The following is a 13,010-nucleotide window of genomic DNA, read 5'->3' on the forward strand; positions in this document are numbered from 1 at the left end:
CTTCCCCATGGCAATTGTTGCGGCGGTGATCGTGATCATCACGCTCGTGGTGATGACGATGGGTACCGTGCCGGCGGTGCTGGCGTTGTTGTGTGCGCTGGTGACGGCCGGGCTGGTGGGCATCGCCACGCCCGCCGAGCTTTTCGCGGGCCTGAGCAACGGCGGCGTCATCACCATCGCGGCCATGCTGGTGATCGCCAAGGGCGTCCTCTATACCGGCGTGGTGTCCCGGGTGATGTACCGGCTGCTCAACGGGGTGTCGACATCGACGCAGGCGCTGGCCCGGCTGATCCCGCCGGTGGGCTTCGTTTCGGCCCTGATCAACACCACCCCCATCGTGGCCATGCTGATCCCGGCCGCCAAGGAGCTCGAGCAGCAGTCCGGTGTACCGGCACGCACTGTGCTGCTGCCCATCGCACATGCCACCACACTGGCCGGTTCGGCAACGCTCATCGGCACCAGCTCCAACCTGCTCATCGCCGGCCTGGCCGCACCCGCCGGGGTGGAGTTGTCCATGTTCTCCTGGGTGCCGATCGCGGTGCCGGTGGCAATCGTGGGGTGGCTGGTGCTGTTGGTCACCGCTCCGATCATGTTGCGGGGACGCTCGGCAGATTCCGAGCGGGAATTGTCTTGGCGCGCTGAGATTCCGGTGTCGGGGCGGGCCAACCTGATCGGCAACACCGCGGCCAGGATGGGCGTTCACACCACACCCGATTTCGAGCTCATCGAGATCCAACGTTGGGGCGCGCACGTCGACCACGATCAACCCATCGAAGACGGTGATGTCCTCGTCTACCGCGCCACCGAGGCCGGTGTGCGGATGCTGTGGGGCAGTCCGCGCTTCGGCCAGTCCCGCCAGGACCTGTTCGCGGTGTCCATCGCCACCGAGGAGCAGGCCACCATCCGGGAACTCGAAGAGCATGACGACATCCAGGTGATTGCCGCCCAGACCACCGAGCTGCTGCGTGACACCCCCGCCCACGCCGGCGAGATGTGCCTGGTGACAACACGATCCAGCGATGTCCTGGCCGACCACCCGCTGGTGGGGCTCTGGCAGAAGGTGGCGGGAAAGGCCCCTCAGACCAACAAGACCTGGACTGCGCTGGCCATCCTGCTGGCCGTCATCGGCGCGGCGGCACTCGAACTGGCGCCCATCGAGTTGATCGCTGCCACCGGCGCGGTGCTGATGGTGGTGACGCAGGTGCTGACGCCGCGTTCCGCGGTGCGTGCCCTCAACTGGAACATCCTGGCGATCATCGCCGGTTCCATCGGGCTGGGCACCATCGTGGTGGAGAGCGGTCTCGGCGACCATATCGCCGCCGCCGTCATGCACCTGTCCAGTGGCAGCACCGCGCTGGTGGTGTTGGTGATCGCGCTCGGCACCACGCTGCTGACCAACATCGTGACCAATGCCGCGGCCGCCGCGATCCTGACGCCGGTGGCGCTGACGGTGGCCGCCTCCGCGGGGCTGGACCCGGTGCTGTTGTTGACGTTGATCGGCACGTGCATCTCGTTCACGTTCCTCAATCCGTTCAGCCACCAGTCGAACCTGATGGTGATGAAGCCCGGCGGCTACAGCACCGCGACGTTCTTCCGGTTCGGGGTGCCGCTCACATTGGTGTCGTTGCTGACGGTGTTCGGAGTCGGCTGGGCGCTGCTGGGATAGCGCCTCAACGTCTTCCCCGCTGAATGCCCCACCTGTCAGCGGGCGGTTCAGGTGGTGGCATCGGCGGCCTCCGTTTTGAATCGGTGCCGGATCAGGACCCACAGCGTGGGGCCGTCGCTGACCACGTCCACCGCATCGGTGAACCCCGAGAGCGCGTCGGCACCGGTGCCGTGACACACCACGCTGACGGTCACCTCGTCGGGCTCGGCGGTCACCACCAGCCGCACGGAGGTCATGTCCTGCTCCAGGACCACCGCCAGCGGTGTCGTCAGCGCAGCGATGACACCGGCATCGAGATCAGGCAGATCGCCGGCAACCTCCACCACCACGTCGACGTTGCGTGCTTCGGCGTTGTCGATCAGTGGCCGCAAATTCTGCATCAACGGGTTGTCGAAAGCGGCCGCCTGATCGAAAAGTGCCCGTAATCGGCGTGATTCGGCGCGGGCCCGTCGCTGCAGCCGCTCGTCCACCTCCCCGGTCGCACTGAGTTGCCGTAGCAACGGCACCACGTTGTCGACCAGTTTGGCGTACCGACGTTGATACTCGGCGCGTAGCGCCTGGGCCACCCGTTCACGGCGCCGAAGACGTTGATGCGCCTGGGTTTCAGCGTGCGCGTCCAGCGCCGCCTCCCGCATCAGGCCGTTGAACACCAGGGCGAACAGCTGCACCGCCAGGATGCTCGCTGTCCCCAACCCCACGTTCACCAACGCCTCGGCGTCGGGGCTGCGCGCCAGTTGCACCGCGGCGCCGACCGTCCAGTAGAACACCAGGATGGACGCACCGGCGCGAGTGGGAAGAGCCAGCGCGGTGGGCAGCACGCACCAGCCGATGGCGTTCTGCACCCAGTGTGCCTGCTCGCCAATGCCGTTGACGTCGACGATCAATGATTGCAGCACCACGACGATCAGTAGTGTCACGGTAGCCGGCCACAACATCTCCCACCGCTTCCAGAGCAGCCCGGGCAGCGCGGCCAGCGCAGCGGCGGCCGCGGCCAGAAACAGGCAGATCTCGAGGCTCTGGTGTGCCGAGTGCTCCAGCACGTAGGGCGCCGATGCGACGAGGTTGGCGATCGTGTATGCCGTCAGCGCCAATCCGTAGCGCAAGCGCACCCGGTCGATGAGCCGATCCGGATCGGCGGGCTCTGCGGCCGCAGCGGCGGTCTGCTCGGTGGACCACGACAGCCGGGTGACGGTGCCCGCTCCCGGGGTGGAGGAAATGGCGGCGCTGCCGCCGGCGCGTTTCATCCGTCCGACAATCGAATCGGCGATGCCGTGTCCGGTGCGTGGTTGGTGCACATCGAAGCCGATTCCGTTGTCGCGGAGGGTCACCAGGTCGGGGTCGACGGTGATGGTGAGGGCGGTCGCCCGGGCATGCCGGTCGACGTTGTTCATCGCCTCACGAGCGGCGGATACCACTGCGGTGGCGAGGTCGCCGCGCAGCCAGACCTCGGGTGTGCCCTCGATGACCACCGGGGTGTCCAGATGCTGGGCGGCCTGATGCAGCGCAGACACCAGCTCGAGGCGCTGGGGCGGTGGCACCCAGGGTCCGTCACGCAGCAGCTCCAGATCCCGGTTCGCCTGTGCGGCAAGTCGAGCCGGCGGCATCGCCGCACCCTGGCCCACCATCAACAGCGTGGAGGCGGCGGTGTCGTGCAGCAGGGCCAGTTGTTCTCGTTCGGCTTCCCGAACCGCCTCGGTGACTTGCTGGTTGAGTTCGGCGCTCTGTCGTTCGGCGCGAACCCGGTCCACTTCCACGGCGACGCGCAGCAGCATCGCCCTGATCAGCGCCGCCGTGACCCATTGCAGCGCAAAGTAATACAGCGCGGTGATGTCACCGAGGTGGTTCCATCCGGCCACCGTGGCCCCACCGTAGGCGTAGATGGTCGCGATCGCCATCGACATCGGCAGACTGGCCCTTGCCGGCACCGACACCGAGAAGCTCACGACTGCGGTCCCGGCGATGGCCTGCGGAGCGGTGTTGTATGAGTGGAACAGCGGATCCTGCAGCAGGTACGGCATCGCGGCGCACAGCGCCAACACGAACAGCAGGTCGATGCCGGTGCACAGCGGGTGGTGCGATCGCGTCGCCAACCGGTACCCCGACCAAAGGCCGAGCGCGATCAGCAGCGCTTGCGCCGGTCGCTGCGCCACCGACTGTGGGTCGAGCAGGGCGATCACCACGACCAGCAGGTTCACCGTGTGGCGCATGAGCAGGCCCACCGTCGCCGCCCGCCGCATCAGCTGTCGCTGGGACACGTCGTCGGCAGATGCCGTCGTCGGGCTCCCGGCCGCGCTGCGGGCCCGACGAACCATCGCTCGCACCCAAGTCCCCCGACCCACACGGCGACCATAACCGACAATTGCCGTCAATTTGCTGTAGCGGCCCCAGCCCGCGATTGGGGGTGCGTAGCGCGTGAGTGAACACGCGTCCATTGGTCTCACCACAAACGGCCGGCGACCGAGTCCTCTGCTTGAACCCCCTTTAGTCCCACTGCAAGTTTTTGAATTCATTTCACACCGACGCGCATCTGGGCGACCCCCCTGCAACTGCGGGGACGAGCATGCAACCCCATGGGGCCGGAGTCACGGGGCCTTCGATGTGAACGAATCCGCGGTGATGTGAACCACGAGTCGGAAGATCCTTATGTGGGTAATGGGAGTAGTAGTCGCGGCTTGGCGACCATGCGATTAAATTAGTTCCGCTTGGTCAAAGTAGTTTGCGGAATCCGCAGCGGGGTTGGGGGTCCAGTACATGCACGACGAGGGGGCTGCCCGCCCTGTCACAGTCGCGATCATCGATGATCACGACGTCGTCCACGCCGGGGTCGAGGCGTGGTGCGCCAGGGCCGAACCGCCGATCGAGCTCGTCGGCAACTTTCTGCACCCCAACGAGTTCCTGGCCCGTTTTCCCGACATCCCGAATCAGGTCGACGTCGTTCTGCTCGACCTGCAAATCGACGGCAACCGGCCCGACTTCGCCACGCTGCGCAAGCTCTGCGAGTCAGGTCAGCGCGTCATCATCTATTCGCACCTGACGGCCGACGAGATCATCCTCACCAGCCTCGAACTGGGTGCCGTCACCTACCTGGTGAAGTCCGAGGGCCGGCTGCACCTCATCGAGGCCATCCACGCGGCCGGTTCCGGCACCCCGTACACCGGCCCGCGGATGGCGAAGGCCCTGGTCAACGACCGTACCTCCGGCCGGATCAAACTCTCCGAGCGCGAGAAGGAAGTGCTGCGGGCATGGTTCCAGACCGAGAGCAAGGAGTTGGTGGGCAAGCGGCTCTACATCGCCCCCACCACGGTCCGCACGCATCTGCAGCGTGCGCGGGCCAAGTACGCGGCGGTGGGCCGACCCGCGCCCACGAAATCGGCCCTGCTGGCTCGGGCCGTCGAGGACGGCATCCTCAGCCTCAACGAACTGTGACGCCCGAACGTGTCATACGAACGTCCCAATTTGCGCCGTGACCTTTGCCTTTGCCCATGACGGCCTCTAGTCTCGGGACTGCACCGCACAGCTGCGCGGTGACAGTTTCAGGCGCACATTCACCCGGACCGGGATGTGCGCCTGGTGTCCGCTGAACGCGGACAGGCTGAGGCGGCGCGTTCGTCGGAGCAAGGGGGAGCCGACGGGCGCGTCGCTTTGGTTCGCTGCCTCTTGCCTGTTCCAGCGAGGAAGCACGACTGGCCGGTTCCCTGATCACGATGACAGCACTGCTGTTGCTCTGTGGCGTCTGCGCCGCGGTGGTGGCGCACCGGAAGCGACTCGATGTCCCGCGGCATTTGTGGTCGGCGCCATCTTCGGCGTGCTCGGCATGGCGGCGGTCGCTTTCGCGTACCCATCCGTCAAGCCCGCCGCAGCACCAGCAATTCTCCGGTGACCTTCCCGTCCTCGAGTAGGCCACCGATGAGCTTGCTCTGACGTTCGGCCAGCTGCCAGGCGCGCTCGCCGTGATGCCGTGTCTCGAGTTCCTTTGTCACGGTGTCGATCTTGTCCTGCCACTCGTCCGGGATGGCAGGCAGATCGGCGGTGCTGAGCCAGTGCGTGATGCGCAGCCCGCTGCGGTCAATCAGCTCGGTCAGCGAGTCCCGGGTCGGGAAGTTGTTTCCCTCGGGCTGACCGGAGGGGTTCGGGGTCTGCGCCATGAACACCAGCAACCCGATGCGCCCGGGCGGACGCACCACCCGGCGCAGCTCGGTCAGGAACGTCAGCTGATCGTCCACCGTGCACATCACCCCCAAAGACCATGCCGCATCAAAGATCTCGTCCTCGAACGGTACGTCTGTCGCGCTGGCCTGCACCACCGGATACGCGAACAGAGCGCGCGCCGCCCGGCACGCACCTTCCTCCGGCTCGAGCAGCGTCGGGCGTACCGAGCGCTGTTGCACCGCATAAGCAGCCGGCCCGCCGACACCGGCACCGCTGTCGAGCAGGCTCTCACCCGGGGCCAGCTCGAGACGCTCGATCAGCCAGTCCAACGCGGCGGGGCTGCCGCTGCCCCGGCAGCCCGCGGGAATGTGAAAGGACGGCCCGAGATCGCGTGCCACCTCGGCCGTCCACTCGGCGACGGTGCTGAACTCCGCCTCCATCGCCTCACTCATGCGAACTCCGCCCTGATCCGACGACCGACCTCGGCTTTGATCTGCGCACCAACACGGGTGCCGGCGCCCGATGCTGAGCCTGAGAGGTTCACCCCTTCAATTCCCTCGATCGCCAACAGCGCCCGCGCCTCGGCGACGGCCGCCTCGATACCGGCTTCCAGGGAATCCTGCGCATCGACCACCCGGGCAACTACCTCCTGATCGAGTTCGAGCCCGGGAAGCCCTTGGAGCACCGCCGCCGACACCGGGTCGGTGAACACGGCGACCGCGGCAAGCACCGGTATCGAAAGCCCCCACGCCCGAGCCTGTTTCATGAACACCTCCACCTGAGCGGGGTACGGCACGTGGTTCAGCACCGCCATGCGCGCCCCTGCGGCCTGCTTCTGCACCAACCGCGCCGGGCGGCCCTGCACCGGCGGGGCGGTCAGCGTCTCGGGCGCTGCCGCTGTCATCCCCAGCGATGCGGCCAACGACAGCAGCCGGGGCCCGTCGAGGTCGAAGGTCTGGGTGACGTCCGGGCGTACGTCATAGCCACGCCCATCGCCGGTCACGCAGAACACCGTCTGCACACCGAGTTGCTTCAAACCCCGCAGCTCCTGCTCGAGGACGATGCGGTTGCGGTCGCGACACGACAACGTGATCCACGGGGTGACGCCGCTGTCGCGAAGCATCCGCCCGGCAAGGGTGGGCGGAAAGTCTGGGCGGTTCTGGTGCTCGCCCACCAGCACGGCGTCACAGGACAGGGCCAGCACCTCGGCGGTGGCCGCCAAGTCGGCGGGGTCGAACGGAACGCAGCTGAAATCGGTGAGTACCAGCGGCGCGGCCGTCGGAGCGGCGGCGGCCACCGGCCCGGACCACGGCACGATGTCGGGGAATGCGCACGGCCCGGGACGCATCTCGCAGGAACCGTCGGGGCGTACGCCACCACACGGCCCGAACTCCATCCGCTTCGGGCAGTCCACCCCCACTGCCCTCCCCTTTCCGCGGTGCCGGCGATACAGGGGTCTACCCACTGTGTTGGTGGGTAACCGCAAGAGGCGGCGGCACGACCCGGAGACGGGCCCTCAGACTCCCCAACCAACCGGTCGGCTAGCCTGTATTCAACATCGGTCTAAGATCGCCCCAACACCGAGCACGGAGGCAGCACATGCAGCTGGCGTTGACCCCGGAGGAAGCCGCCTTCCGCGACGAGCTTCGCACCATCTACACCACCAAATTCCCCGAGGACATGCGGGAACGCACCCGCCTCGGCGGACACCTGAGCAAAGACGACATCGTTGGCAGCCACAAGATCCTGCACGAACACGGCATCGCCGTGCCGAACTGGCCGGTCGAGTGGGGCGGCAAGGACTGGACCCCCACGCAGCACCAGATCTGGCTCGATGAGATGCAGCTGGCCAGTGTCCCGGAGCCGTTGACGTTCAACGCCAAGATGGTCGGCCCGGTGATCGCCGAGTTCGGCAGCCAGGAGATCAAGGAACGCTTCCTGCCGCCGACGGCCGCCCTCGACATCTTCTGGTGCCAGGGCTTCTCCGAGCCCGAGGCCGGGTCCGACCTCGCTTCGCTGCGCACCACCGCGATCCGCGACGGCGACACCTATGTGGTCAACGGACAGAAGACCTGGACCACACTCGGCCAGTACGCCGACTGGATCTTCTGTCTGGTCCGCACCAACCCCCAGGCGCCCAAGCGCCAGGCCGGCATCTCGTTCCTGCTGATCGACCTCGACACCCCGGGCATCACCATGCGCCCGATCAAGCTCATCGACGGCAGCTTCGAGGTCAACGAGGTGTTCTTCGAAGATGTCCGGGTGCCCGCCGACCAGCTCGTCGGTGAAGAGAACCAGGGCTGGACGTACGCGAAGTTCCTGCTGGGCAACGAGCGCACCGGCATCGCCCGCATCGGCGCCACCAAGGTGGCGCTGGCTGAGGTGAAGAAACGTGCGTCCGCCACCGGCCTCGTCGAAGACCCGCTGTTCGCCGCCCGCCTCGCCGAGGTCGAGAACGACCTGTTGGCACTCGAACTCACCCAGATGCGGGTGGCGTCGAGCTCGAAGGACGGACAGCCCAACCCGGCATCGTCGGTGCTCAAGCTGCGCGGCAGCCAGCTGCAGCAGGCCACCACGGAGCTGATGGTGGAGGTGGCGGGGCCGGACGCGCTGCCGTTCGAGGCCGCGGCCATCGCGTCACCGGAGTGGGCGCAGGCCAGCGCGCCGCACTACCTGAACTATCGCAAGACGTCGATCTACGGCGGCAGCAACGAGGTGCAGCGCACCATCATCGCTTCGACCATCCTCGGACTGTGAGATAGGGCCTCAAGACAATGGACTTTCAACTCAGCGACGAGCAGGAACTGCTGCGTGACACCACCCGCGACCTGCTGGCCCACAGCTATGACGCCGAGCGCCGCAACAAGGTGATCGACACCGATCTGGGCTGGAGCCGCGAGGTGTGGGGCCAGCTGGCCGACACCGGCATCCTCGGTCTGGGCTTCGACCCCGACGAGTCCGGTCAGATCGAGATCATGTTGGTGCTCACCGAGGTGGGTCGCCGGCTGGCGCCCGAGCCGGTGCTGCACGCCGCGCTGGGGCCGGGCGCGGTGATCGCCGAGGTCGGCAGCGACGAGCACAAGCAGCTGCTGGACGAGGTGGCCGAGGGCCGGTTGTTGTTGGCGTTCGCGCATTTCGAGCCCGGTATGCGCGGGTCGACGCCGACGGTCGCGACGACGGCCGAGCGTGACGGTGACGCGTGGGTGTTGACCGGCCGCAAGAATCCGGTGCTGGCTGGTGACACCGCCGACAAGTTGGTGGTCACCGCCGCACTGCCGGACGGCGGCACCGGGCTGTTCCTGGTCAACGGTGACAACGTGACCAAGCAGGGCTATCGGACCTTCGACGGTCAGCGCGGCGCGCAGATCGACCTGGAGCGCTCCCCCGCCGTGGCGCTGGGCTCCCCCGAGGATGCGACGGCGGCCGTCGAGCGCGCGCTCATCCGCATCCAATCGGCGTTGTGCGCCGAGGCCCTGGGCGCGATGGAAGAGTCGCTGCGGCTGACGTCGGATTACCTGAAGAGTCGCAAACAGTTCGGCGTCACGCTCAACACGTTCCAGACGTTGACGCAGCGCGCCGCCGATATGTATGTCTCGCTGGAGCTGGCCCGCAGCATGAATCTTTATGCCGCGATGTCCATCGCCGACGGCGTGCTGTCGCCGACCATCGCCGCCCGCGCCAAGCTGCAGATCGCCCGCTCCGGCCGGCACATCAGCCAGGAAGCCATCCAGCTGCACGGCGGTATCGGGGTGACGGCGGAGTACCCGGTGGCGCACTACGCGGCCCGGCTCACCGCCATCAACCACACCCTCGGGTCGGCGGAAGATCAGCTGCATGTGCTGACCAAGCAGATCGGCGAGTACGAGATCGCATCGCTTTAGGGTTCTGTCGCTGGCGAGTCGCACAGACGCGGGCAACTGCGGACTTGGTCCCGCCGCGCCACCCTGCGGTCGTCACAACCTCGGAGCGATCTAGCGGATCCACGGCCCCCACGTGAGCCTCGCGGCAACACAATTCTCGGCTGGGCGAGGGATGGCTTCATCACAAGGTGAACTCGTCGAACTTCACCGCTCCGGCGGCGGTGTTGGCCATGTCGACATACCAGCTGGTGATGGTGCCGGTGCCCGTGTGCAGCGCCTGGAACACGATGAGGTTGTTGTCGGCGATGTAGGGCTCCGGCACCCCGTCGGCGTTGAGCCGCGATGCGATGCTGGGCACTACCGGCGCCAGCCCACCCGAATTACCCTGCGCCAGATAGTTGTCGGGATTCCAGGGTGGCGGTGGGATGGGGCGGCTCGCCCCTGAGACCGGTAGGAACGCGCCGTAGCTGTTGCCGGTGTTCGACGCCTCGAGGTAGTTGACGCCGGCCGGTGAGACGAAGCGGTTCCACAGATGATTGTGGCCGTTGAGCACCAGATCGGTGCCGGCGCTCTCCAGCAGTGGAGTGATGTCCCGCAGCAGGATGTCCTCTGCGGCCGGGTAGTCGTAGCGGATCCCGATGAGTTCGCCGTTGCCGTCGCGTTCCTCGATGCGCTGCGGGTGCGCGAAGGCCGGGGTGGCGTTCTCACCCAGGCTCTGTGGGCCTTCGTGCAGCATCACCACGGTGTACTTGGCGTTGCGGAACTCCGGGGAATTCAGCTCGCGCTGCAGCCAGTCGTACTGTGGTGAGCCGACGCTGAGGTCCTCGAAGATGAACTCGCCGTGGCCTTGTGACAACGGGTCGTCGAGGCCGTCCCGCGATTCCTGGTACCGCGTGGTCGATGTGCGGGCGGCCGGGTCGGCATCGGCTTTGTCGGAGCGCCAGATTCGCGTCGCGAACAGGGTGACGAGCCGGATGTCGCCCACGGTGGTGGCGTAGTGGCGCCCCGTGCCGGGCAGCGAGAAGATCTCCTCATAGGTGGTGGTGTTGAACCCATCTGGGGCCACCGCACGCGGTACCGGGTTGTAGAAGGAATCGGTCAGCGAGGTGTGCCCGTCGCGGCGGCCCTGCACTTCGTGGTTGCCGATCGCCGGGAAAATCGGTGCGTTCTGCAGGATCTGGCCGCCGCGGTACACCACGCCGTCGCTGGCTTCACGGCCGCCGCGGCCCTGCATGCCCGGGAAGAATGCCGAGCCACGCTGATCGTCGAACCACTCCGACGCGCGGTCGGGCACATTGATCAGATCGCCGGGCATGAACACCGCATCGATCGGGCCCAGCTGCTCGGTGATGGTGCGCGCCGCCCACTCCAGATTGGCCGGGGTGTTGACCATCAACTGGTGATCCGAGGTCAGCATGATCACCGCCGCCTCCCCCGGCGCCAACTGCCCACGCACCGTGAATGTTTCGGATACCGCCAGCGCGCCCCCGCGGGTGCTCACCACGCGGTAGGGCTCCCGGATACCGGTCGGCACGGTCACGACGGCGTGGTGGCGATACACGTCGCGCGCCCTGATACCCGTCAACGGTTTACGGTCAGCGGGCAGCTCGGACTGGGCGTCCTCGGCCACCTGCGACAACTTCGCCGTCACCGCGGGCAGCACCCGCACCCCCTCGGCGCTCCCCCGCGCGAGCAGGTCCGGCAGCTCGCCGTCGGACAGCGCCGCCACGCCCTCTCCCACCAGAACGTAATGGGCGTCGCCGCGGAACTCGGTGAACCAGGCGATCTCGGTGGAGTCGGGATGCGGGCGCTGCTGGAACGGATCGGTCAGCAGCGCCAGCGGCTCCTCGGCACGTGAAGGCGTGACGCCGAAGGCGGCGGTCAGCACGGCGACCCAGACGACGATCAGCGAGCAGCGCATGGCCCCACCCTCTGATACGGGCATGGACGGAGTCCAGCCGATGGGTGAACGGCGTTACTCGGCCCAACCGTTGCCTCGGATGATCTCGACGAAATCCGCGCGGACGAAGCCGGGGTCGAAGTGCGCCGGGGCATCGGCGTTGACGGCACCGAATCTGCTTGCCGGACGGTGCTTTACCCCCTCAGTGAAGGCGTTCAGGATGCGTCGTTTGAAGTCCGGACGAGGGTGGGCCGCCGTCACGGCATCGAGTTCGTGCTGCAACAGGGCTTCGCGGCCGATGCACGTCCGGTTGCGGTTCGCCTCGTTGGACGGCATCGTCGGCTTGACCGCCAGCTGTCGGCCGACGACAAAGGGCCGCGAACTCGGGCGCACGCTCTACCGCTAAGGGACACTGACACCATGAAAGCGTGGCGGGTACGCACACCGGGGCCCATCAACACCCGTCCCTTGGAGTGGGTGACCAGCGAGGTGCCGGAACCCGGGGACGGTGAGGTCCTCATCAGGGTGCTCGCCTGCGGGGTGTGCCGTACCGACTTGCATGTCACCGAAGGTGATCTGCCCGTGCACCGGCCCCACGTCACTCCCGGACATGAAGTGGTCGGCGAAGTGGTGGCCCTCGGCCCGAACGTCACCGGGGTCGACGTCGGTGATCGTGTCGGCGTCGCGTGGCTGCGGCATACCTGCGGGCAGTGCCGATACTGTGTGCGCGGCGACGAGAACCTGTGTCCGGAATCGCGCTACACCGGGTGGGACGCCGACGGCGGCTACGCCGAATTCGTCTCGGCGCCAGCGGCGTACGTGCACGCACTGCCCACCGGATACTCCGACACCGAGCTCGCTCCGCTGCTGTGCGCGGGGATCATCGGCTACCGCTCACTGCTGCGGGCCGACCTGCCGGCGGGCGGGCGACTGGGCATCTACGGGTTCGGCGGCAGCGCGCACATCACGGCGCAGGTCGCGGTGGCCCAGGGCGCCGAGGTGCATGTGATGACCCGCGGCCGGCACGCGCAGGAACTGGCCACCGCACTGGGCGCGGTGTCGGTGCAGGGTGCCTACGATCGAGCTCCGGTGCCACTGGATGCGGCCATCCTTTTCGCACCGGTCGGTGACCTGGTGCCCGTCGCACTCGAAGCCCTGGACCGCGGCGGCACCCTTGCTGTCGCCGGCATCCACCTCAGCGACATCCCTGTTCTGAACTATCAGCGCCACTTGTTCCAGGAGCGGCAGGTGCGCTCGGTCACGTCGAACACCCGCGCCGACGCGCGTGCCTTCCTGGACTTCGCCGGGCGGCATCACATCGAGATCACCCATCCGCACTACCGTCTGGATCGTGCGGATATCGCGCTGCAGGACCTGAGCGCCGGCCGGTTGGCGGGGGCAGCGGTACTAGTGCCCTGAGTTTCGGGACCAAAGG

Annotated in this window: 9 protein-coding genes and 1 pseudogene; 5 read left to right on the forward strand and 5 right to left on the reverse strand. The window is 67.2% G+C overall.

The features are described 5' to 3' along the window. The first annotated feature begins 7 nt into the window (after nucleotides 1–7). Nucleotides 8–1,666: an SLC13 family permease gene (locus NL241_RS22625; RefSeq protein WP_494395093.1), complete on the forward strand. Its 1,659-nt coding sequence runs from the start codon at nucleotides 8–10 to the stop codon at nucleotides 1,664–1,666. Nucleotides 1,667–1,713: 47 nt separating this feature from the next. Here NL241_RS22625 and NL241_RS22630 read toward each other — a convergent pair whose 3' ends face one another. After that, complete coding sequence (locus NL241_RS22630; RefSeq protein WP_494395094.1) at nucleotides 1,714–3,978, reverse strand: sensor histidine kinase; 2,265 nt, start codon at nucleotides 3,976–3,978, stop codon at nucleotides 1,714–1,716. Nucleotides 3,979–4,417: 439 nt separating this feature from the next. Between NL241_RS22630 and NL241_RS22635 the strand changes: the two genes are divergently transcribed. Beyond that, entirely contained in the window at nucleotides 4,418–5,092 is a 675-nt protein-coding gene (locus NL241_RS22635) for a LuxR C-terminal-related transcriptional regulator (RefSeq protein ID WP_487687602.1), read from the forward strand. 419 nt (nucleotides 5,093–5,511) lie between these two features. On the opposite strand, the gene NL241_RS22640 is transcribed toward NL241_RS22635, so the two are convergent. Then, entirely contained in the window at nucleotides 5,512–6,267 is a 756-nt protein-coding gene (locus NL241_RS22640) for a class I SAM-dependent methyltransferase (RefSeq protein ID WP_494395095.1), read from the reverse strand. Then, nucleotides 6,264–7,211 (reverse strand): methylenetetrahydrofolate reductase, encoded by a 948-nt coding sequence (locus NL241_RS22645; RefSeq protein WP_494398368.1) that lies wholly within the window; start codon nucleotides 7,209–7,211, stop codon nucleotides 6,264–6,266. The genes NL241_RS22640 and NL241_RS22645 overlap by 4 nt, the downstream gene beginning before the upstream one ends. Before the next feature lie 203 nt (nucleotides 7,212–7,414). On the opposite strand from NL241_RS22645, the gene NL241_RS22650 reads away from it, so the two are divergent. Together NL241_RS22650 and NL241_RS22655 are read left to right on the forward strand one after the other, a co-directional pair. Next, nucleotides 7,415–8,572 (forward strand): acyl-CoA dehydrogenase family protein, encoded by a 1,158-nt coding sequence (locus NL241_RS22650; RefSeq protein WP_494395096.1) that lies wholly within the window; start codon nucleotides 7,415–7,417, stop codon nucleotides 8,570–8,572. Nucleotides 8,573–8,589: 17 nt separating this feature from the next. Beyond that, nucleotides 8,590–9,696, forward strand: a complete 1,107-nt coding sequence (locus tag NL241_RS22655) for an acyl-CoA dehydrogenase family protein (RefSeq protein ID WP_487687591.1) — start codon at nucleotides 8,590–8,592, stop codon at nucleotides 9,694–9,696. 160 nt (nucleotides 9,697–9,856) lie between these two features. Here NL241_RS22655 and NL241_RS22660 read toward each other — a convergent pair whose 3' ends face one another. Beyond that, nucleotides 9,857–11,620 (reverse strand): metallophosphoesterase family protein, encoded by a 1,764-nt coding sequence (locus tag NL241_RS22660; RefSeq protein ID WP_494395097.1) that lies wholly within the window; start codon nucleotides 11,618–11,620, stop codon nucleotides 9,857–9,859. A gap of 30 nt (nucleotides 11,621–11,650) precedes the next feature. Beyond that, nucleotides 11,651–11,875: pseudogene (locus NL241_RS22665) on the reverse strand (HD domain-containing protein); the annotation flags it as partial. 120 nt (nucleotides 11,876–11,995) lie between these two features. Between NL241_RS22665 and NL241_RS22670 the strand changes: the two are divergent. Continuing rightward, nucleotides 11,996–12,994 (forward strand): zinc-binding alcohol dehydrogenase family protein, encoded by a 999-nt coding sequence (locus NL241_RS22670; RefSeq protein ID WP_487687586.1) that lies wholly within the window; start codon nucleotides 11,996–11,998, stop codon nucleotides 12,992–12,994. Nucleotides 12,995–13,010 lie beyond the last annotated feature (16 nt).

Source organism: Mycolicibacterium sp. SMGY-1XX (assembly GCF_059132455.1).